This window comes from Acinetobacter lwoffii, from assembly GCF_024129735.1.
In the GTDB taxonomy this organism is placed as follows: domain Bacteria; phylum Pseudomonadota; class Gammaproteobacteria; order Pseudomonadales; family Moraxellaceae; genus Acinetobacter; species Acinetobacter lwoffii_H.
The window spans coordinates 16,878-38,922 of record NZ_JAMXXK010000028.1; the positions used below are offsets into that span (position 1 = coordinate 16,878).

Sequence of the window (22,045 nt, forward strand, 5' to 3'; positions counted from 1 at the left end):
AAAAAACACCTGAAGGGGACTTCAGGTGTCTGCAAGACGAGCAGTAATGGAGAAAGCTTAGTTAATGATTCGTACAATTTTGTTGGTACGCTCATTGACCAGAACGTAGTCATTGTTGACCTTGTACCATTGCTGGAAACGACCGGTATTTGGTAAACGGCGTGCTTCGCGATCACTTACTTCAAAACGGTTGTTGTCATATTGGCGAGGTAAAGTTTGTCCTACGCGCCAGTCACGGCTTGGATTGACCATACGGTTGTTATGACGGCGGTCATCATTCCAGCGACGGTCGTCATTCCATTTCTTGCTGTCTTTGGCATTCCAGTGTGGCGCCGGTTTATGCGGATTATGGTCATAACGCGAGTCATGCTGTGGTGCTGCCATTGCAGAAGTAGCTAACAAAGCACTTAGAGATAACGCGATTGTAGTTAAGACTTTTTTCATGGCTCTCACCTTAAAATGTATATCTAATTTCGATGAGACTAAATTAGCGAACAAGTACATAGAAAGCGTGAGGGCTATTTAGTTAAATTGTTAAATTCATGAAGAAATTTAGTAGATGAATCACGTAGTCTCAAAACTGGAAAAGCAGCGAGATTTGCGAATAAAAAATTTTCAGCCAGTGAAATAAAAAAGCCCAAACATCGTTGGGCCTTAAAGAAGATTAAATTTGAATGCACTTATGAACTAGTCACCCACAATCCGGATAATGCTGTTGTTTTCAGAATCCACCAGAATATAGTCATTATTGACTTTGTACCATTGCTGCTTGCGGTCAGGTCGAGGCAGGCGATGGTCTTTATATTCAACTTTATAGCCATTGCCACGATAATGCTGCGGCATCACATAACCCGGCTGCCAGCGTAACTGTTGCAGGCGTTTCACCCCGCGTTCTTCACGCATACGGCGGTTATCCTGCTGATCTTCCTCTCGGAACTCACGGGCTTTCTTCTTGTCATGACCATGACGTGAATCCATACGGGATTCATCATTGAAATGAGGGGCAGCGATGACGACATTGCTCAGCATGAATGTACTGCAAGAAATTGCCAGTGCCACCAAAACCTTTTTCATGTTGAACCCTCATTAAATTGTTCATCTTCTACAGCACCTAATGTACGGAAAAATTGCAGAGAAACTGTGAAGAACAGGCACAATTTTTATAACAAATGCAGAGATATTATGATGATGTCATGTTTTTACATGACTATATGCGACGGCATCACTTCTATAAAGTAGCCTACCGAGCCATGTCCTTATCTCATCAAAGCAAGGGCCAACATGCAAGCGAAAATCGATGATTTAGCTCAAAAAAACAGCATTGAGTCAGCGAGAAAAAAGTTCATGATTTAATGAAACGACAAAGAATTTTGCCGGTTTAGTTTGAGATTAATTCCATTGCTCTGCCAAACCTTGTAAGGACTGAATCGCGTCAGCCACGGATTCAGCTTGAAGAGCATCATCAAGTGCCACAATCAATGCTTCAGATAACTGCAACTGTTCAATCCGGTGAATTGTTTCAATTTTACGTTTTTGATCAGCCATGCTGCGCTCCTGATTTGATCTATCTGTGATTCAAGAAAGCATAGTCCAATCAGTTTAATTTGGAAAACCGTATAATTTTATATATTTAATATGTAAATCCGATTTATTGTTATTTTTTGCAGGATTTTAAGAAAAAAAGGGCACTTTATCGAAAAGTGCCCAAGATTATTCAATGACCCGACTTTTAATAAGCGTAGTTCAGGTCAGTATAATCGTTGAGTGATTTCTGCACATGCGCCTGAATAAAGGCACGTACATCCTCGGCCGTCATGGCTTTGCCCTGATTGCTGATGACATGTTCGATTTCTGGCTGACCTTCAATTTTAATGCGATAAACAAAATGCTTGGCCAGACGATAACTGTCGTCTAATTTTTCAATACCAGTCACATAATAATAGGCATGTTCAAAATTCAGATCCTGATGTGAAAATACAAATTGCTCGAACAATTTGAGTTTCTGAGCATTTTCGAGTGCTTTGATGTCATCCACGATACTGGCTTCAAACTTGGTGCCGTATTTCTCTGAAATAGGCTGTTGATCAATCAGCAGCGACACCATGCCATCGTCTAAATGGGTCACCGTAATATTGTTTAATTCAGTCATGATGCACTCGAGTGAAATATAGTGGGGCTTAGTATGCTGTTATTTTAATGAAACTCAATGCGAGCGGGGTGAACTTACTTAAGATTTATGCGCTGAATATGACTAAAAATGAAATAAAAAGGGAGCGATTGCTCCCTGAATGACAGACAGAATAATTTAATCCTGTGCATCAATACTCTGGCCATTCATATGCAGGCTGTCATTACCCATCAAATATAGATAAGCCGGCATGATTGAATCGGGGGTAGGCAGGGTTTTCGGATCTTCATTCGGATAGGCCTTGGCGCGCATGGCAGTCCGCGTTGCCCCGGGATTGATGCAGTTATAACGGATATTCGGATGTACCTGCTCTTTGGCAAATAACTGGCTTACCGCTTCAATAGCAATTTTAGAAACCGAATACGCACCCCAGCGTTCGCGGGCTTCGCGGCCTACACCTGAGCTGGCAAAAACCACAGAAGCATGTTCGGATTTGGATAATAACGGTAACAGCGCTTGGGTCATGACAAAGGGTGCACGCAGATTGACCGCCATCACATCATCCCAGACATTGACCGGATAATCCGCCAAGGGAACCCGTTCGCCTAAAATGCCGGCATTGTGCAGAATGCCGTCCAGACGACCAAACTGACGGTCTAGCGTATCGAGCAAAAGCTCATAATCACGTTCTGACGCACTCGATAGTTGTAGCGGCAAGATGGCAGGTTGCGGCGCACCCAAACTTTCAATTTCATCATAAATGACTTCGAGTTTGTTTAAGGTACGCCCATGCAGCACCACAGTTGCGCCATGCAAGGCATAACTGATTGCTGCTGCACGTCCAATGCCATCGCCCGCACCTGTGATTAGGATGATACGATCCTTGAGCAGATCGGGGCGAGGTTGATATGCTGAATATTTCATTATCTACCTCCTCACTTCTTATTATTTAGTGTTAAGCGTTCAAGATACCGCAGTATGCTGCTTCAGTACTAGTGTCTGAATCAATTGATGTAATTCTGTCACAGTATGCACGATATGGTCGGCCTGCCAGGCGTTTAAATCGTCTTTGTATTGCAACGGCAAATAACCATAAGCAGCCAGAATGGTCAGCATCTGGGCATGACGGCCGGCATCAATATCTCGGGGATGATCTCCGACATAGATACAGTCTTCCGCGGCAAGATTCAGTTGCTTGGCTGCCAGATACATCGGTTCAGGATCGGGTTTGGTCCGAGTGACATCTTCCGGACATACCAGCACTGCGCAGCGTTCACTCAGGTTCAGCGCTTGCAGTAAAGCCTCGCTGAGCCAGCGCGGTTTATTGGTCACAATCCCCCAAGGAATGTCATTTTCCTCTAGCTGTTCAAGTAATGGATACATGCCATCAAACAGATCGGTATCGACCGCAATATCTGCGCCGTACATGTCCAGAAAGCGCTGACGGTGTTGCAGAAAGACCGGATCTTCTAGTTGCAGTTCCGGATAAACCAGTTTCACCATAGCGCGAGCGCCTTCGGAGACCTGGGTACGAATCAGCTCGGGTGCAACCAGTGGGCGGCCTTCTTCACGGCACATCTGCTGGATAATTCGGATAAAATCGGCAGCGGTATCAATCAGGGTTCCATCTAGGTCAAATAAAACGGCTTTCATGCTGTGGTCTCTGCTGCGCTATCTTTCACGGTATAAACCATGTAGTTCACATCAACATTCGGTGCCAGCCAATAACGCTTGGTCAGCGGATTATAGTGCAGACCGGTCATGTCTTTGAGCTTTAAACCAGCGTTACGAATATCATGTGCCAGTTCAGACGGCTTGATAAATTTGCTGTAATCATGGGTGCCTTTGGCCAGCATGCGCAAGACATATTCTGCCCCGATAATCGCAAATAAATAGGACTTTGGATTACGGTTAATGGTCGAGAAGAATACATGACCACCTGGCTTGACCAGCTTGTGACAGGCCTGAATAATCGATGCCGGATCTGGCACATGCTCTAGCATTTCCATGCAGGTCACGATGTCATATTGGCCAGCCTGTTCCTCTGCCAGTTGCTCAACCGGCACCTGACGATATTCAATATTGTTCACACCTTCCTGTTCGGCATGGATGCGTGCCACATTTAAAGGGGCTGCGCCCATATCAATCCCGAGTACATCGGCACCGCGTCGCGCCATGCTTTCGGCCAGAATACCGCCACCACAGCCGACATCCAGCACTTTTTTGCCGCTCAGGCCTCCGGCATGTTCATCAATCCAGTTTAAACGCAGTGGATTAATCATGTGCAAGGGGCGGAACTCGGAATGCTGATCCCACCATATAGCTGCAAATGCTTCAAACTTGGCAATTTCTTGTGGATCAACATTCAATTGCGACATCGGTGTCACCTCAATCAGTCATGATTAGCTAAAAATATATATGTGCCGAATGGCCAGAGAAACTGATTTAAAACCTTGAAAATCAGTTCGATGGTTTAGTGTAGCGATTCTGGCAGAAAAAGCGATAAAAGCAGCAAAAAAGTTCACAGAATGAAAACGAAACCGGCATAATTGATTTATAGTGAACACATAAACTAAGCATAATGATTTAGAGGACGATAATCCGAATGAAAAAATTCCTTTTAGGCACTGTTGCCGCATCTGTTTTGGCCTTTTCAGGCAATGCTATGGCCAATTTTGTGGCAGGTCAGGACTATCAGGTGGTTGCAAAACCAGTCAAAGTCGAAAAACCGGGCAGAATTGAGGTACGTGAATTCTTCTGGTACGGCTGTGGTCACTGTTTCGCGCTTGAACCACATATGCAGGGCTGGTTGAAAAAATTACCAAAAGATGTACGTTTTGTACGTACGCCGGCTGCAATGAATCCACTCTGGGAACAGGCAGCACGTGCTTATTATGTGTCTGAAGCATTGGGTGTGCGTCAAAAAGCACATTTACAATTATTCCATGATATTCATGACAAGCAACGTCCAATTTTAGAACAGGCACAACTGGCTAAGTTCTATACCCGCTATGGTATTTCTGAAGCAAAATTTAACAGCACCTATAAATCTTTCCCGATCACTTCGAAAATTGCCCAAGCCAAAAATCTGGCTGCTCAGTATCAGTTAAGTGGTGTTCCGGCAGTGACCGTGAATGGTAAATATATTGTGCAGGGTAATGATGCCAAAGTCATTCAGGTGGTGAATTACCTGATCGAGAAAGAGCGTAAAGCCAAATAAGTCTGAACTGACGATCAGTAAAAAAAACCTGCATCATGATGCAGGTTTTTTTTATTTAGACTGGAGGAATGACCGCTTCATTGAGCACAGGGCTTGCGGTTTCAACTGTTTCGGCAGGTCGCCGGTACCAGTGCAAAATGCCACGCAGCAAGAGTTGCATCTGTAGCACACTTTGGGTTTTAAAGGCATTGGATTGGGCGCGGCGCAGATCTGGATCAGCCTGATGCTGCAGATGAATCCAGCCCATGGCCCAGTTCAGAAACAGCTCAATCAGCATCTGTGCCAGAGCCTGCAAGTCCTGTGGTGCCTGAATATGTCGGGTAGATTGCATCTTGGCCAGTTCATGCATGACATCTTCAGCCAGAAAATGAATTTCCCGTTCAATTCCGGCACGTAATACGTCCGAACCGCCCCAACGTTCTGCCACAAAAAAAATCCAGGGTTCAGGATGGTATTCGACCGCCTGAAAAAAGAGTTCAAGTCCCGTGTGAGTTCGGGTATTCGGCTGATACAGATAAGCCTGTCCCAGCTGATTGAGGACACCCTTGATATGAATCGCAACCTGATCCAGCAATTCCAGGCCCAGCTGGTTCATATCCTGAAAGTGCCGATAGAACGCCGTCGGTACCAGTTCGACCGCATTCGCAACTTCACGCAGACTGATCGTACTGAAAGCACGACCCTGACTGCTGAATGCTAGTGTCGCATCGAGTAGTGCCTGATGACTTTGCTGCTTGCGATCTTCACGTAAGGACATAAATGGGTTTCCTGTCACTGGCTTCCCTCATAGGGAGTTTTAGTCTAGCAAAAATTAAATCAAATCGTATTGCCACAGATCGGCAGAATTTTGACATCTCGTAGCGAGCTGATGCATTGATTTTGTAAATGAATCACCAGGCTGCCTAATCTTGGCAAAGGCTTCTGCTATACTGAGCCGCAATTATTTTGAACCCATACAGGACTTATTATGCGTATCGACCAGCGAGCATTAGATCAATTACGTGAAGTGAAAATTACCCGTAACTATACACGTTATGCGGAAGGCTCTGTATTGGTTGAATTTGGTCATACCAAAGTACTCTGTACTGCCAGTGTGGATAGTTCTGTACCGCGTTTCCTCAAAGGTCAGGGCCAAGGCTGGGTGACTGCTGAATATGGCATGTTGCCACGTTCAACTCATACCCGTAGTGACCGTGAAGCGGCACGTGGCAAACAGAGTGGCCGTACCCAGGAGATTCAGCGTCTGATTGGTCGTAGCTTGCGCTCAATGGTCGATCTGAAAAAGCTGGGTGAAAATACCATTACCATCGACTGTGATGTAATTCAGGCCGATGGCGGTACCCGTACTGCAGCGATTACCGGTGCTGCGGTGGCCTTGGTCGATGCCATGAACGTCTTGCTGGAAAGAAAAAAAATCAAACATGATCCATTAAAAGGTTTGGTGGCTGCGGTTTCTGTTGGTATTTTCAAAGATGAAGTTTTACTGGATCTTTGCTATGAAGAAGATTCAAACTGTCAAACCGATTTGAATGTGGTGATGACTCAGGCTGGTGAATTTATTGAAATTCAAGGTACTGCAGAAGACAAACCATTTACCCGCGCACAATCGAATGCCATGCTGGAAATGGCCGAGAAAGGCATCCAGGAACTGGTGAAAAAACAGCAAGAAGCTTTAGGCTGGTAATCCATCCCATGCTGAGAAACGCATCTCCGGATGCGTTTTTTTATGCCTGAAATTTCACTCTGCAACTGTATCCAAAAAATGCATTACAAAACTTCCTGACAAAAATCCGACATGAATCGGCTATATCTGAACCGGTTTTAAACCGATATTGGATCAGGCGAGATCACAATGAGGAATGCGACATGAAACAGTGGCTTTGTGCAATTTCATTGCTGGGCGTGTTTGGATTAACTGCCTGTGACTGGGGCAATAATCGTGAAGATGACGAGCGTTCAGTATTAAATCAGGATCGTGATGAGGATAGCGGAAGATATAACGACCGTGATGGTGACGATGATGACCGCGATCGCCGAGGTAATCGGGACGACGATGATGATTAAGGTCTAAGATAGAAAATTGAGCAAAATATACGCAAAAAATTTTTCTAAAAATAAAAAAAGGGTGCTTCGCACCCTCTACGGTCATCTATCCCATTTAGGCTTAAGCATTGAAACGCATCGACAGATCAATGGCTTTGACATCTTTGGTCAATACACCCATAGAAATATAATCTACGCCGGTACTCGCGACTTCACGTAAATTATCAATCGTGATGTTGCCTGAGGCTTCCAGTTTGCAGCGACCGGCCACATGTTGCACCGCGTCGATCATCTGCTGCTGAGTGAAATTGTCTAGCATCACGATATCGGCATGGGCTTCGAGTGCCTGATTCAGCTCATCCCAAGTTTCCACTTCGACTTCAACTGGTTTGCCCGGCGCAATCTGATGGGCCTTGGCAATCGCCTGGGTAATGCCACCCGCTGCCATAATATGATTTTCTTTAATCAAAAAGGCATCGAACAGGCCCAAACGATGGTTCTGACCACCGCCAATGGCCACGGCATATTTTTGTGCAATACGCAGACCCGGAAGTGTTTTGCGGGTATCTAACAGTTTGGTATTTAAGCCTTGTAGCTCTTTGACATAGTGGGCGGTTTTAGTCGCAACCGCAGACAGCGTTTGGACAAAGTTTAGCGCAGGGCGCTCCACGGTGAGTAGGCTACGTGCAGATCCGGCCAGTTTTAAAAATGCTTGATTGGCTTGAACATGATCGCCATCATTTTTCAGCCAGATCACTTCAACGCTCGGATCATAGGCCTGAATCAAGGCATTTACCCAAGGCTGACCGGCCAAAACCATGTCTTCACGGCTAATGATGGTGGCAGTGGCCTGTTCATCTTCAGGAGTTAGCAGAGCAGTAATATCACCGTCACCGATATCTTCTGAAAGTGCTTGTTGAATATTGATCTGAATCGACTGGTCGAGCAAAGCTTGAGATATGCGCATGAGTATTTCCGTATCTTTTTTAAGCCGTGAAAATTGCGCCTTATCTTAGCACCGTTACATAAAAGATGAGCGATTTTTCATCCAGTTTGCCGGGATGAATTGAGATTTCTCCTTGAAAGTTTTAGCATGAAGTCGGCTGCAATGCTGATCTTGCAGATTTTATTTTGGGGAGAACGGTTTTATGCAACAGGCAGCTGAGTTTCAGGTCACGGACGGGCAACTAATCGGTGCACGTCAAATCCCGTCTCCCAATTTTAATCAGCGGCCAGAACAGACCGAGATTCAATTGCTGGTGATTCACAATATCAGCCTGCCACCTTCACAGTTTGGCGGCGGTTATATTGAGCAGTTTTTTCAGAATCAGCTGGACTGGTCGGTACATCCCTATTTTCAAACCATTGAAGGAATGCAGGTGTCGACCCATTTGCTGATTTTACGATCTGGCGAAGTACTGCAATTTGTCAATTTTAATGACCGTGCCTGGCATGCCGGCCGCTCGACCTATTTGGGCAAAAAAGAATGTAATGATTATTCGATCGGGATTGAGCTGGAAGGCAGTGATGACTTGCCTTTTGAAACTGAACAATATCAGGCCTTGGTGAAAGTCACGGCCTGTCTGCAACAGCATTATTCTAAGATTCAGCAGCATATTGCCGGGCATTCGGATATTGCACCGGGCCGTAAGACCGATCCGGGACCGTATTTTAACTGGGCTGATTTTCGTACACAGTTACAGCATTATAAAAACACCTCAAGCTCGCTTGAGCGATGAAATTAAGCAATGAACTTCTGACAAAAGTTTCATTACAATAGCCACAAATTTATACATTAGGTGAATAGGATGGCGCTTTGGCGTTCGACCGTCATTGTAAGTGCGATGACCATGTTGTCACGCGTACTGGGATTGGTTCGAGATATTGTTTTACTGAATGTCTTTGGTGCTGGTAAAGACTTCGATACCTTCGTAGTCGCATTTCGTATTCCAAACTTTTTCAGGCGTTTATTTGCCGAAGGCGCATTTTCACAGGCGTTTATTCCGGTACTGACCGAATATAAAACCAGTCGCACGCATACCGAAGTCCAGATCTTGATTAGCCGGGTGTTTGGCTGTCTGGCGACGGTCATGACGACGTTGACCATGGTCGCGATCATTGCTGCGCCATTGATCATGTATATCTATGCGCCCGGTTTCCATAGCGATCCTGAAAAGTTCGCTCTGGCGACCAACATGTTCCGCCTGACCATTCCTTATTTGCTGTTCATGTCACTGACGGCTTTTGCCAGCAGTATTCTGAACAGTTATGGCTCTTTTAGCACGCCAGCATTTGCACCGGTCTTGCTGAATGTGGCGATGATTGCCGGAGCGCTCTGGCTTACGCCTTATATGGCCGAGCCGATTATGGCGCTGGGCTGGGCTGTGATCATTGCTGGTATTTTACAGCTGGCCATCCAGATTCCGGAATTGTGGCGTAAAAACTTGCTGATTCCACCGAAAATTGACTTCAAGCATGAAGGCGTAGATCGCATCATGAAGTTGATGCTGCCGGCATTATTTGGTGTATCTGTCACGCAAATTAACCTGCTATTAAATACCATTTGGGCCTCATTCATGCAGGATGGTTCGGTGTCTTGGTTGTATAGTGCCGAGCGTATGACTGAATTGCCACTAGGACTCATTGGTGTTGCAATTGGTACTGTGATTCTGCCGTCCTTATCAGCACGACATACTGAACAGAATCCGGAAAAATTCCGTGGCATGATGGACTGGGCAGCCAAAGTCATTGTGATGGCTGGTCTACCCGCCAGTATTGCGCTGTTTATGCTGTCGACTCCGATTATTCAGGCCCTGTTTGAACGTGGTCAGTTCACCTTTGAAGATACCCAGATGACGGCATTGGCACTGCAATGTATGAGCGGTGGTGTGATTGCCTTTATGTTGATTAAAGTCTTTGCACCCGGTTTTTATGCAAAGCAGGATACCAGAACCCCGGTGCGGGTCGGTCTGATGGCTGTGGCGGCCAATGCGATTCTGAACGTGATCTTTATCGGTTTCTTCAAGCTGATTGACTGGGAAGCAGAGCATATGGCCCTTGCGTTGGCATCGACGGGTTCAGCCATGGTCAATGCCGGTTTGCTTTATTATTATCTGCATAAGCGTGATATTTTCCGTTTTGGTTCGCACTGGAAAAAAATCTTCCTGCAATTCATGTTTGCCAATGTGGTGATGATTGCGGCTCTGGCCTATGCCCTAAGCTGGTATAACGCAGATGTATCACAATGGATGCGTGTTTTAGAAGTATTGATCTTATGTGTTGTGGGTGTGGTGGCGTACGTTGCAGCCTTGCTGGTAGCGGGTTTTAGACCACGTCATTTAAAACCTTAAGTTCATATTGAAAGAAGTATTTTTGATCAAAATAGATCATTAAAATACCCATAAAAAAACAAGAGCCAGAAGGCTCTTGTTTTTTGAAAGCTAACACTTGCTTTGAACAGGTCTAGCGTAAATCTAGACCTTGCCGCGCGAAAGAAAACCAACGATCGCAAGAATCACCGCAATTACCAACAAGATAATTGCAAAATCCTTAGACAAGCCTGCGACGCCACCGAAACCAAGTAGACTCGCAATTAATGCAATAACAGCAAAAATAATAGCCCAGCGAAACATATATATTCTCCATGTGTTTTTATTTTCAAATTTAGTATAGAAATAAACGATTCCAGCGACTGTTAGTGTTTTGTTGATGAACTGTCTATGATTTAACAATAGTTTACGTGATAGTAATAAGAATTTGAGGCGGTAGGTCTGCAGGGTTCTGGCTGCTATAATAAGCTGATTTTTGAATGTGCCGACCTGATCATGAGCGATACTTTACGTCCCGAATTCTGGAAAAACTATTCACTTGCTGAACTGACGCAAGTCGAGTGGGAGGCCTTGTGTGATGGTTGCGGATTATGTTGTCTGATTAAGCTGGAAGATGAAGATACTCAGGAAGTCGCATATACCAAAGTGGCCTGCAAATTACTGGATTGTAGCACTGCGCGTTGTTCCAATTATTCGGATCGTTTGCAATATGTGCCGGACTGTATTCAGCTCACGCCAGAGAAGCTGGAAACGATTCACTGGTTGCCTTCGAGTTGTGCCTATCGCCGGGTAGAGCAGGGCAAAAGCCTGCCATCCTGGCATTATCTGATCAGCGGTTCACGGGAAAGTGTGATTCAGGCACGTAAGTCGGCAGCAGGGCGCTGCCTGAGTGAAAGCGACATTCATGAAGATGACATCGAAGACTATATCGTACGTTGGGTGCGTTAAATCGGCCTGCGTGATGCGTTTATTGATCTGCTGGATGGAGTAGAGCCTGAGCCGAAGCACCGGCCATCGGGCGATAGAAATAGAATCCTTGTCCTATCTGACAGTCACAATGGATCAGGGTATCCAGCTGTTCTGTATTCTCGATTCCTTCCACCAGAACATCCAGTGCAATACTAGAGCCTATCTGAGTAATGGCTTTGACAATAGCCAGGGCAGACGGGTCACTGTTCATGCGTTCTACAAAGTTGCGGTCAATCTTGATGCAATCGACCGGATAGTCCTGCAAGCGAGTCAGCGAAGAATGTCCAGTGCCGAAATCATCCAGCGAAATCTGGATTCCAGCCTGTTTCAGCAGGTTGAGGGCGCGAACCACATAATTGGCACCATGCTCGGACAGGCTCTGTTCGGTAATTTCCAGTTCAACTTTGTGGGCCGGAATATCGAAATTGGACAGGCGTGCCAACAGTTTTTCGGCATAGTCATCGCGCAGGAATTCGACCGGTGCAGCATTGATGGAAATCGGTAACAGATCCAGACCTTGTGCCTGCCAGCGACTCATATCTGCAAAGACTTTCAGTTGCATGGTCTCACTGATGCGTGAGGCCAGCTCATAGTCCTGAAAGGCAGCAAAAATTTCGGAAGGTAACTGAATGTTCTGATTCTGATCTTGCCAGCGTAATAGTGCTTCGAAACCAATCACTGCACCATCAGAAAGACGTACTTTAGGTTGGTAATAGGGAATGATCTGATCGGCCAGAATAATCTTGCGAGCCAGAGTCAGCTGCTTGGTTATATTTTCCAGTGACCCACACATTTCCTGATTGAACATGCGGATGCCACCACGACCACTATTTTTCAGGTCGTTTAAGGCGATATCAGCACATTTCAGCAAATTAGAAGTATTTAAGGCATCACGTGGATAGATGGCACAGCCAATACTCATGGCACTGCTGATGCTATTGCCGACATAATTGATGGGCTGATCCAGCTGGGCATAGGCCATTTGCGCCGTTGCCAGCAGCTGTTCTTCACTTTCCAGATTTTTCACCAGCACAGCAAATTCATCGCCACCCAAACGGGCGATGATGGTATTCGGACCGAAACAGGTCTGGAAGCGTTTGCCTAAGACATGTAGCAGATGATCACCAGCAATATGGCCCAAGGTGTCATTAATATGCCGGAAATAGTCCAGATCGATCAGCAGTAAACCCGCTATGGTCTGTTGTTGTTTGGCCTTTAACAGTACCTGTTTAAAGGTTTTATAGAAGGTACTGCGATTATACAGGCCGGTGAGTTCATCCCGTTTAATCACTTCTTTTAAACGGGTTTCTGCAATTTTTTGCTGACTAATATTGCGTGATACACAGAGAATATTTTGGGTAATATTGTGCTGATCCAGAATCGGGGTGAGCAGATGATCCCAATATTGGATTGGTTGATCTTTAATCTGAACTTTGCTGGAAAAACGACTGTTTAAGCCTTGGGCAGCCTGTTTCAGAGCACGTTGCCCAGATTTTCGGGCTTCAGGGCTTAAACGATTTAACCAGCACAATGAACGGTCTTGATTTTGTCCTGCGGTCTCACTTGCTTGTGCCAGACAGCCAGACTGGTTACTATGCCGAATCTCGCCTTCAGGACTGATAATGTTAATGCAGTCTGCACTGGCATCCAGCATATTTTCCTGAGTGGAAACAATCTGAGAAAGTTGCTGCTGGATTTCAAAATAATCATGCACATCGGTCAGGGAAACGGCCCATTGCAGCAAATGTTCAGGTTCATGATGAAATTTTACGGCTAGGGTACACATGCGATAATGGGTATCACTGCGTTTAATCCGGCACTGGGTTTCAAAATTCTGATGCTGATCCAGTGCAGCATGCCACTGCGCTAAAAACAGCTGTAGGTCCTCGGCATGAATAAAACTCTGCCATTGCGGATGACCCTGTTCATTCAGGTTCACGCCAAGATAATCAGTCAAGGCATCGTTAAAATATTGCAGATGTTTTTTGTTGCTGACCCACAAGGGTTGCGGTAAGGCATCGATCAGATTTTTTAACAAAACCGATTCAGACAAGTGAACGTGGGGTGCAATCAGTGATGATGACGTCAGTGGCTTAGACCGACTCACAGCTCCCTGTTCAAATTTATCATGCTTCATGCATTCACCACTACAACCCAAAAGTGCCCAAGGGGCGAGATAAGTTTCTTTTAATTAGAATAAACAATATGAAAATTACACTGTAATTAATTCACAATTAATCATGTTCAAATTATTCGCTTTTATAGAGATTAATTCATTCAGAATTAAAAAAATAGAGGATATCTCCATAAATTAATTTTTTATGCTTGATGTTTGTATTCTTGGAATCAAAACTGCTGGTGTTAGAATGAGATCAGAATTTAGTTTGAGCCAATAATAATATGTCAGATAGTCATATCCCGCTTCCAGAACGCTTACGGCCACGCGACCTTACACAGATTATCGGGCAGGAACATTTGCTGGGAGAACATGCGCCCTTACGTCAGATGATTGATCAGGGGCATCTGCCTTCGATCATTTTCTGGGGACCTCCCGGAGTCGGAAAAACTACCATTGCCTTACTGCTAGCTCAAGCGGTAGACCGGCCTTTTATCAGCCTGTCTGCCCTGAATACCGGCGTGAAAGAACTGCGTGAAATCATTGCCGAAGGTGGTGATTTGCTGACGCCAGTGGTATTTATTGATGAAATTCACCGTTTTAATAAATCCCAGCAGGACGCGCTGTTAAATGCGGTCGAGAAAGGGAAAATTACCTTAATTGGCGCCACCACCGAAAACCCGTCTTTTGAAGTGAATAGTGCCTTATTATCACGTTGTCAGGTGTATAGCCTGAATGTATTGAGTGCTGAATCGATTCAGACCTTGTTGATGCAAGCCTTACAAAATGACTCTTTCTTACAGGAAAGACATATCCTGATTGAAGAATTTGATGCCCTGATCCAGTTCGCGGCAGGAGATGCCCGCAAGGCGCTAAATTTACTGGATCTGATTGCCAGTACCTTTGAAGCAGATATGGAAAATATCATCACCAATGCGGTAGTGGTGAAAGTCGCACAGCAGAATATCGCCCGTTATGACAAGTCCGGTGAGCAGCACTATGATCTGGTGTCGGCCTTCATCAAGTCGATTCGCGGCAGTGATCCGGATGCAGCCTTGTACTGGATGGCACGCATGCTCAAAGGCGGCGAAGATCCGGTGTTTATTGCACGGCGCATGTTGATTGCCGCATCCGAAGATATCGGCAACTCGAATCCGAATGCTTTGCTGTTGGCAGGGGAATGTTTCCGTTCGGTGCAGGCCGTGGGAATGCCAGAATGCCGGATTATTTTGGGGCAATGTGCAGTTTATCTGGCGACCAGTGCCAAAAGTAACAGTACCTATCTGGCGATTAACAAGGCGATGGAACTCGCAGATAAAACTTCAAATTTGCCAGTGCCTTTGCATTTAAGAAATGCGCCAACCAAGCTGATGAAAGAGCAGGGCTATGGCGTGGATTATCTGTATCCGCATAATTATCCTGAGCATTTTGTGCTACAGGAATATATGCCGCCAGAACTGAAGGATACCAAACTGTATGAATCAGCACGTAATAAACGTGAAGTTGAAGGGGAGCGTTTACAGCAACGCCGTTGGCAACAGCAACAACAGCAGCAATAAAGCTGGGTAGCCCAACTAATTGAACAGATTAAAAAAAAGCCCAATTCAAGGCGAATTGGGCTGAAAGTAGGATGTTTTTGAGGGAGATAACATCCTAGAGGGTAGAGGAGAAATTTGGTCGGAAAATATGGAGTAAAGTGCGTCAACTCACTGATTTGCCTGGTATGTGATAATATTAATGCATGTAGTTTTTGATGTAAAAACGATCATTTTAATAATAAAAATTTATTTTTCCGATTAAAAGCCGGAAATAAAAAACCGAGCTAAAAAGCTCGGTTTTTTCGAATCTGCGCATTTACAGATTAGATGTTGTCTAGATTGATACCTAAACGGCCAGCTACTTCTTCATAGGCTTCAACTACGCCGCCTAAACCTTGACGGAAACGGTCTTTATCTAGTTTTTTCTTGGTGTCTTTGTCCCATAGACGGCAACCGTCTGGAGAAAATTCATCACCAAGTACGATACGGTCGTGGAACACGCCGAATTCAAGCTTAAAATCAACCAGAATCATATTCCCTGCGTCAAACAATGCTTTAAGCACGTCGTTCACTTGGTAAGTCAATTCTTTCATTTTCGCCAATTGTTCAGCCGTTGCCCAACCTAAAGCAATGGCTTGTGACTCATTGACCATTGGATCACCAAGCGCATCATCTTTAAAGAACAATTCAAATGTTGGAGGAGTCAGTTCCTTGCCTTCTTCCACACCCAGGCGGCGGCATAAAGAACCTGCTGCATAGTTACGGATCACACATTCAACCGGGATCATATCCAGTTTTTTTACCAGCACTTCATTTGGAGTCAATAGCTTTTCAAAGTGGGTCTCAATTCCCGCTTCTGCCAGTTTTTCCATAATGAAGGCGTTAAAACGGTTGTTCACCTTGCCTTTACGATCTAGTTGCTCAATTTTTTCGCCATTGAATGCTGAGGCATCATCGCGAAAGACTAAAATCAGATGGTCTGAACTGTCTGTGGTGTAGACAGATTTCGCTTTACCAGTATAGAGCAAGGTTTGTTTTAACATGAGGGAACCTTTTACAAAAAAAATGCCTAGAAATGTCTAGGCTGGCCAATTTTGGTAAATCTGGTTGAGCAGTTCTGCAGCTTTTTCACGGTCGGCAAAACTGTTATCGGCATTGAACACAGCGAGGTTATTACTTGAACCGACAGAAGATAATCTTAATACATAGATCTGCTGATCAACCTTAATCGTGACTTCATAACGATTTTTGCTCTGCGCAACGATGCTATGATTCAGACTGCTGAGGGTGGCAAGTGTATATTGCCAAATTGTAGCAGAATTTCCCTCAATTTTAAGCAGCGGATTAAGATTTCCGTCAGTGACCAACTGTGGTCGACCCACCGTATTGGTTTCGGTTAGATCAGCTGTATTTGAGTTTTCAGTCTGGGCTTGTGGGCGTGGCAAGGCAAAACGGTTGCCACGCTGGTTTTCAAGCTTCGGTGCATGTTCAATTGCAAGCGGATCAACTGTTGGAGCAGGATACAATGGCGTTGCAGGACGAACCATGGCGCCTTCAGGATATTGTAAAGCTTCCAGGGTAGTAGTCTCTTTATAGTCTAAAGTGCCGTTATTAAAGGCCATTGAACTACAACCTGCCAAACTGAATACTGAAAGTGTAAGGCTAAGTCCTAAACGTAATTGCATAATCTTGTGCTCTTTTATTTAATAACGCCCGCTTCGACCAGTGCTTCATGAAGCGGAGCGCGATATTGTTCTGCAAGTGGTGTTAATGGAAGGCGAATACCCGTACCAATTAAGCCCATGTCATGGAGTGCCCATTTCACAGGAATTGGGTTCGATTCGCAAAATAAAATATTGTGTAAATTTGCAACCTGAGCATTTAACTGTTCAGCTGTGGCTGCATCACCGGCAATCGCAGCTGCACACACTTCGCTCATGGCTTTCGGAGCCACGTTCGCCGTGACCGAGATATTACCTTTGGCGCCATGACCGATCAGTTGATACGCAGTTGCATCATCACCCGAATAAACAGTCATATCTTTACCGACAAGGCCTTGCAGCAGTTCAGCACCGCGCGGTACATCGCCAGTCGCATCTTTAATACCGATAATTTGTGGAATATCCGCCAGGCGAATCACGGTTTCATTGGCCATATCCACACCGGTACGGCCCGGAACATTATAAAGAATCTGTGGAAGATCAACGGCTTCAGCAATAGCTTTATAGTGCTGATACAAGCCTTCCTGAGTCGGTTTATTATAATATGGCGTCACCAGTAAAGCGGCATCTGCCCCCAGCTCTTTGGCTTCGCGGGTCAGTTCGATCGCTTCACGGGTCGAGTTTGCACCTGTGCCGGCAATAATAGGAATACGTTTGTTGGCCACACGAATGATTTCTTTGATCACCTGGGTGTGTTCACTCATGCTGAGAGTAGAGGCTTCGCCTGTTGTTCCAACGGCGACAATACTGTTGGTGCCCTCTGCAATGTGCCATTCAACCAGCTTCTCGAGACCCTTCCAATCTACACTGCCATCTTCAAACATAGGGGTGACGATTGCGACTATGGAACCTTGAATGGTCTGTGCTTGCTGAGTCATTTTAAAAAACTATCCTATTTGTCCATCCGAAAGGAATGAGAAAACATAAATTGGGATGGATTTGTATTTTGATTTATAGCAAATTCAATAGATTTGCATTGAATTGAATATTGCTTATGCAAATTATGACTGATCAAACGCATAAGAACAATATGCTTTAGTAAAAGCTACTGAATTCTTTATACAAAGCCTTTTGGAAACAATCAAGTAATAAATAAGATGATTTATAAAGCAAAATCCTGAGACCAAAGTTATGTCTCTAGTCTAGACAAAAGAAGATATTGCCCCAAATGAACCCAATAATGATAAGGCTTGTGCAAAAAGATCAGCTGAAAACTGCGATTTTTATGCCTTTTGATTTTGGAATAATAGTTATATTGGATAAATTGAGATCTCGTACATCTTGATCGCACTCTTGTACCCAGACAAATAAAGACAAAAACTATTAAGACTAATCTTTTTTAAATATCAATAAATTGAGAATTTTTTTTCTTATCGGTTAATTTTTTAACTTGATGTATAAGCCTTAAAGTCTAAGTCTTGAACTTTATGATGTTCTGATTAAGTGTTTTTGCGACTTTATCAGTCAGCATCTTCAATTGATTTACTTCAGCCCCTTTTGGAATATCCAAGCAAAACGTTCAACTTATTGATAGTTATTTCTGCAATCAGGCTCATAGATGATGGCTGTCTTTTGTAACGCTGATTGAACAAGGATAATCCAATGGAAAAATCAGACAATAAGCATGCTATCGTCACGGTCGCCATCTGTTTTCTGATTGCGGTGATTGAAGGCTTAGATATTCAGGCAGCCGGAATTGCTGCTGCAGGTATTCGTGAGCATTTTGGTCTCGATAGTTCCCAGTTGGGTGTGTTTTTTAGTGCAGGGATTCTGGGTTTATTACCGGGTGCACTGGTTGGTGGCCGATTTGCGGACCGCATTGGCCGTAAGAAAGTCTTGATCTGGTCGACAGCAATATTTGCTGTATTTACCTTATGTACCGTCTGGGTCAATAGCTTTAACAGCTTGCTGGCAGTGCGTTTCCTGGCTGGAGCAGGTCTGGGCGGCGCGATGCCGATTCTGATTACACTTGCTTCTGAAGCAGTCTCTCCACAAAATCGTGGCCGTGCAGTAGGTTTGATGTACTGCGGTATGCCAGTCGGTGCAGCGATTTTATCTTTGGTTGCTGCGACTGAATTTGGTGCCAACTGGAAAAATGTTTTCTATCTTGGTGGCCTGTTACCGATTTTTGCCATTCCGCTGATGATGCTATTTTTGCCTGAATCGAAGGAATACCTGAAAGCACAGAACAAAACGGCTGCAGAACTTGCTGTTGCACCGCAGGGTTCATTCAAGGACTTGTTTAATTCGGACAACCTGTTACGTACGCTATGTATCTGGGTAAGCTACTTCTTTACCTTGATGGTGGTTTACATCATGTTGAGCTGGTTGCCATCATTGTTTATGGAACTCGGCTTCACACGTAAAGATGGCTCAACCGCACAATTCTACTTCATGGTTACAGCGACCCTGGGTACGATTATTCTGGGTATGCTGACCGACCGCTGGAAGAAAGCCTATGTGATCCTGTTGATGTACGGGGGCATTCTGGCAGGTCTACTGGCGCTGAATGGTGCAAGCTCGCTGAACCAGATGTATATGGCCGCCGCATTGGCCGGTGCCTTCGTGATTGGTTGTCAGGGTGTACTGTATGCCTTCGGTAGTATCGTTTATCCGACTGAAGTGCGTGGTACTGGTGTTGGTGTTGCGTCTGCAGTTGGCCGTATCGGTGCCATGCTGGGTCCAGTCATCGCCGGTCAGTTACTGACGGCAGGTTTTGGCGCTGCGGGGGTCATTACTGCTGCGATCCCATGTATCATCATCTCTGCATTATGTATGCTGTTCCTGGTGAACCGCACTAAAGTGTAATGTTCCAAGATTTTAAAAAGCCTGCTTTTGCAGGCTTTTTTATTTTCAGAATTTAAGAATTAAATATACTGTTTTCTAATTAGAAAGGCTCATCACTTTATATCTTAAAACTTATTTTTTGTAGAGATCTAGCTTGATACAAGCCCGGAACTCATCTCATATTTGTCAAAAACAATGAATCTATTGATTTGCTCATATACACATGCCGAGAATACACAGTCATGCCATTTTTAGCAGCAGGGCTAAAAATCCTCGAGTATTTTGCGCTATGCTTGGGCATAAATCGAAATTTCAATGGATGAAAACAGATGCAGAATAATGTCGCTTTACTGGTCGTAGACGTACAAAGAGGATTTACCCCGGGAGGCAATCTGGCTGTAGCCAATGCTGACCAGATTATTCCAAATATTAATCTATTGGGGCAGCATTTTAAGCATATTATCCTGACCCAAGACTGGCATCCGGACAACCATATCTCTTTTGCAGACAACCATCCCGGCAAAGCAGCCTATAACAGCATTCAGCTGGATTATGGCAGTCAGGTTTTATGGCCAAAGCATTGCGTGCAAGGGACACGCGATGCCGAACTGCATCCGGATTTAAATTTACCGCAAGCACAACTCATCATTCGCAAGGGCTTTCATTCCCAGATCGACAGTTACTCGGCCTTTATGGAAGCCGACCAGAAAACCACTACCGGTCTTGCTGGTTATCTGCGTGAACGTGGGATTGATACCGTATTTGTGGTCGGGATTGCTACGGACTTTTGTGTGGCCTGGACTGCAATCGATGCCTGCGAACTGGGCTTTAAGACCTATGTGATTGCCGATGCCACCAAGGGCATTGACCTGAATGGTTCCTTGCAACATGCCTGGCAGGATATGCTGTCGCATGGCGTAAAACGTATCTATGTGAAAGATATTGTTCAAGCTGCTTAAAAAGCTGGATAGGGATAGAATTTAAATATTCCTTTGATCTTATTTATATTTAAATATAAAAAATCAGGCATCAACGTGTGCCTGTTTTATCTTGCTTTTTCTCCCTTAATGTCACCTGGATGAAACCCATGTCAGCCTTGCTCCAGTTTAGCCAATTTGTCCAAAAAACCTTTGCTTTATGGGTGGTCCTTTTTTCCGGCATTGCCTTGATGATCCCCGAGGCTTTTGTGTGGTTACGGGCTTATATTCCGTGGATGTTGGGCATCATTATGTTCGGCATGGGTATGACCATGACGATAGGTGATTTTAAAAGTGTCTTGCAAAGTCCGAAGGCAGTAGCGATTGGCGTCGTCGCCCAGTTTATGGTGATGCCGAGCTTGGCCTTTTTGCTGTGCAAGCTGTTCCAGCTGCCACCAGAGATTGCGATCGGGGTAATCTTGGTGGGTTGCTGTCCGGGCGGAACTGCATCCAATGTGATTACCTATATGGCCAAGGGCAATACTGCCTTGTCGGTCGCCTGTACCTCGGTTTCGACTTTACTGGCGCCCATTTTAACTCCGGCCATTTTCTATATGTTGGCCAGTCAGTGGATTGAGATCAATGCCTGGTCGATGCTGGTGTCGATCTTACAGGTGGTGTTATTCCCAATTATTCTGGGCTTAATCGTACGGGCGCTACTCAAGCAAAAAGTCACGGCCTATATTCAGGTCATGCCGTTGATTTCTGTGATTGCGATTGTGGCAATTGTCGCGGCGATTATTGCCGGCAGTAAAGCCCAGATTCTGGAGTCTGGGTTAATGATTTTAGGAATCGTGGCCTTACACAATGGTATGGGCTATTTACTGGGTTATTGGGCCAGTCGTATATTTCACTTGGCAGAAATAGACTGTCGTGCAGTATCCATTGAAGTCGGTATGCAGAATTCTGGTCTGGGTGTGGCTTTGGCGGCGACCCATTTTGCTGCATCTCCAATGACAGCTTTGCCAAGCGCCATTTTTAGCCTGTGGCATAATATTTCAGGGCCAGCTTTAGCCACTTATTGGGCTGCCAGACAAACTGAAAAAACAGACACCTAATTGCAGTTTGATGACAGCGCGCAACAAGCCAGAGGATGATTTTTTATAATGTGAAGAAATTAAAATATTAATCTATATAGATTTATCAAGCTTTGTAACATAAGTGTCATAAAGTCTGCCTAAGATCGCCCCTCAATGATGTGAAACAACAGACTGTAA

Annotated in this window: 24 protein-coding genes; 10 read left to right on the forward strand and 14 right to left on the reverse strand. The window is 44.8% G+C overall.

The annotated features are described in order from the left end of the window. Positions 1-57: 57 nt before the first annotated feature. The 7 genes from NI469_RS09360 to ubiG all read right to left on the reverse strand — a co-directional run bounded on the left by NI469_RS09360 (position 58) and on the right by ubiG (position 4,506). Complete coding sequence (locus tag NI469_RS09360) at positions 58-444, reverse strand: RcnB family protein (protein ID WP_005261495.1); 387 nt, start codon at positions 442-444, stop codon at positions 58-60. Between the two features lie 243 nt (positions 445-687). Further along, complete coding sequence (locus NI469_RS09365; protein ID WP_004281230.1) at positions 688-1,074, reverse strand: RcnB family protein; 387 nt, start codon at positions 1,072-1,074, stop codon at positions 688-690. A gap of 315 nt (positions 1,075-1,389) precedes the next feature. Further along, positions 1,390-1,545 carry a hypothetical protein gene (locus tag NI469_RS09370; protein WP_004281231.1) on the reverse strand — a complete coding sequence of 52 codons (156 nt, stop codon included), beginning with the start codon at positions 1,543-1,545 and terminating at the stop codon, positions 1,390-1,392. Between the two features lie 184 nt (positions 1,546-1,729). After that, entirely contained in the window at positions 1,730-2,149 is a 420-nt protein-coding gene (locus NI469_RS09375; RefSeq protein ID WP_004281232.1) for a hypothetical protein, read from the reverse strand. Positions 2,150-2,305: 156 nt separating this feature from the next. Further along, entirely contained in the window at positions 2,306-3,052 is a 747-nt protein-coding gene (locus NI469_RS09380; protein WP_005094903.1) for a YciK family oxidoreductase, read from the reverse strand. A gap of 39 nt (positions 3,053-3,091) precedes the next feature. Then, positions 3,092-3,781: an HAD family hydrolase gene (locus tag NI469_RS09385; protein ID WP_004281234.1), complete on the reverse strand. Its 690-nt coding sequence runs from the start codon at positions 3,779-3,781 to the stop codon at positions 3,092-3,094. Beyond that, positions 3,778-4,506, reverse strand: coding sequence for a bifunctional 2-polyprenyl-6-hydroxyphenol methylase/3-demethylubiquinol 3-O-methyltransferase UbiG (gene ubiG, locus NI469_RS09390; protein WP_004729050.1), 729 nt, complete (start codon positions 4,504-4,506; stop codon positions 3,778-3,780). The genes NI469_RS09385 and ubiG overlap by 4 nt, the downstream gene beginning before the upstream one ends. A 227-nt stretch (positions 4,507-4,733) precedes the next feature. Between ubiG and NI469_RS09395 the strand changes: the two genes are divergently transcribed. Beyond that, complete coding sequence (locus tag NI469_RS09395) at positions 4,734-5,348, forward strand: thiol:disulfide interchange protein DsbA/DsbL (RefSeq protein WP_121979808.1); 615 nt, start codon at positions 4,734-4,736, stop codon at positions 5,346-5,348. A gap of 55 nt (positions 5,349-5,403) precedes the next feature. On the opposite strand, the gene NI469_RS09400 is transcribed toward NI469_RS09395, so the two are convergent. Next, complete coding sequence (locus NI469_RS09400; protein ID WP_044108781.1) at positions 5,404-6,105, reverse strand: TetR family transcriptional regulator; 702 nt, start codon at positions 6,103-6,105, stop codon at positions 5,404-5,406. Positions 6,106-6,315: 210 nt separating this feature from the next. On the opposite strand from NI469_RS09400, the gene rph reads away from it, so the two are divergent. After that, complete coding sequence (gene rph / locus NI469_RS09405; RefSeq protein ID WP_004281238.1) at positions 6,316-7,032, forward strand: ribonuclease PH; 717 nt, start codon at positions 6,316-6,318, stop codon at positions 7,030-7,032. A 182-nt stretch (positions 7,033-7,214) separates the two neighbouring features. Next, positions 7,215-7,412, forward strand: coding sequence for a hypothetical protein (locus NI469_RS09410; RefSeq protein ID WP_005261504.1), 198 nt, complete (start codon positions 7,215-7,217; stop codon positions 7,410-7,412). A 100-nt stretch (positions 7,413-7,512) separates the two neighbouring features. On the opposite strand, the gene nadC is transcribed toward NI469_RS09410, so the two are convergent. Further along, a complete protein-coding gene (gene nadC, locus NI469_RS09415; protein WP_005261505.1) occupies positions 7,513-8,358 on the reverse strand; it encodes a carboxylating nicotinate-nucleotide diphosphorylase in 846 nt (281 codons plus the stop codon). Positions 8,359-8,539: 181 nt separating this feature from the next. Between nadC and ampD the strand changes: the two genes are divergently transcribed. Together ampD and murJ are read left to right on the forward strand one after the other, a co-directional pair. Next, on the forward strand, positions 8,540-9,130 hold the full coding sequence (gene ampD, locus NI469_RS09420; protein WP_180180779.1) for a 1,6-anhydro-N-acetylmuramyl-L-alanine amidase AmpD: 591 nt from the start codon (positions 8,540-8,542) through the stop codon (positions 9,128-9,130). Positions 9,131-9,190: 60 nt separating this feature from the next. Then, complete coding sequence (gene murJ / locus NI469_RS09425; RefSeq protein WP_171248494.1) at positions 9,191-10,741, forward strand: murein biosynthesis integral membrane protein MurJ; 1,551 nt, start codon at positions 9,191-9,193, stop codon at positions 10,739-10,741. A gap of 123 nt (positions 10,742-10,864) precedes the next feature. Here murJ and NI469_RS09430 read toward each other — a convergent pair whose 3' ends face one another. Beyond that, a complete protein-coding gene (locus NI469_RS09430) occupies positions 10,865-11,023 on the reverse strand; it encodes a DUF1328 domain-containing protein (protein ID WP_004647174.1) in 159 nt (52 codons plus the stop codon). Positions 11,024-11,215: 192 nt separating this feature from the next. Here NI469_RS09430 and NI469_RS09435 point away from each other — a divergent pair, with 192 nt between their 5' ends. Beyond that, positions 11,216-11,668, forward strand: coding sequence for a YcgN family cysteine cluster protein (locus tag NI469_RS09435; protein WP_004647175.1), 453 nt, complete (start codon positions 11,216-11,218; stop codon positions 11,666-11,668). Between the two features lie 19 nt (positions 11,669-11,687). On the opposite strand, the gene NI469_RS09440 is transcribed toward NI469_RS09435, so the two are convergent. Beyond that, positions 11,688-13,826 (reverse strand): putative bifunctional diguanylate cyclase/phosphodiesterase, encoded by a 2,139-nt coding sequence (locus NI469_RS09440; protein WP_253174961.1) that lies wholly within the window; start codon positions 13,824-13,826, stop codon positions 11,688-11,690. Between the two features lie 263 nt (positions 13,827-14,089). Between NI469_RS09440 and NI469_RS09445 the strand changes: the two genes are divergently transcribed. Further along, positions 14,090-15,364: a replication-associated recombination protein A gene (locus NI469_RS09445; protein ID WP_005094922.1), complete on the forward strand. Its 1,275-nt coding sequence runs from the start codon at positions 14,090-14,092 to the stop codon at positions 15,362-15,364. Positions 15,365-15,666: 302 nt separating this feature from the next. On the opposite strand, the gene purC is transcribed toward NI469_RS09445, so the two are convergent. Genes purC through dapA form a run of 3 tightly spaced genes read right to left on the reverse strand, consistent with a single transcriptional unit; the run spans position 15,667 to position 17,942 of the window. After that, complete coding sequence (gene purC, locus NI469_RS09450; RefSeq protein WP_004281247.1) at positions 15,667-16,386, reverse strand: phosphoribosylaminoimidazolesuccinocarboxamide synthase; 720 nt, start codon at positions 16,384-16,386, stop codon at positions 15,667-15,669. 36 nt (positions 16,387-16,422) lie between these two features. Next, positions 16,423-17,028 carry a hypothetical protein gene (locus NI469_RS09455; RefSeq protein WP_004281248.1) on the reverse strand — a complete coding sequence of 202 codons (606 nt, stop codon included), beginning with the start codon at positions 17,026-17,028 and terminating at the stop codon, positions 16,423-16,425. Between the two features lie 14 nt (positions 17,029-17,042). Further along, a complete protein-coding gene (dapA, locus tag NI469_RS09460) occupies positions 17,043-17,942 on the reverse strand; it encodes a 4-hydroxy-tetrahydrodipicolinate synthase (protein ID WP_004281249.1) in 900 nt (299 codons plus the stop codon). 724 nt (positions 17,943-18,666) lie between these two features. Between dapA and mhpT the strand changes: the two genes are divergently transcribed. The 3 genes from mhpT to NI469_RS09475 all read left to right on the forward strand — a co-directional run bounded on the left by mhpT (position 18,667) and on the right by NI469_RS09475 (position 21,886). Then, positions 18,667-19,872, forward strand: coding sequence for a 3-(3-hydroxy-phenyl)propionate transporter MhpT (gene mhpT / locus NI469_RS09465; RefSeq protein ID WP_071850313.1), 1,206 nt, complete (start codon positions 18,667-18,669; stop codon positions 19,870-19,872). A 308-nt stretch (positions 19,873-20,180) separates the two neighbouring features. Further along, complete coding sequence (gene pncA / locus NI469_RS09470; RefSeq protein WP_253174967.1) at positions 20,181-20,810, forward strand: bifunctional nicotinamidase/pyrazinamidase; 630 nt, start codon at positions 20,181-20,183, stop codon at positions 20,808-20,810. 128 nt (positions 20,811-20,938) lie between these two features. Further along, entirely contained in the window at positions 20,939-21,886 is a 948-nt protein-coding gene (locus NI469_RS09475) for a bile acid:sodium symporter family protein (protein ID WP_004729071.1), read from the forward strand. Positions 21,887-22,045 lie beyond the last annotated feature (159 nt).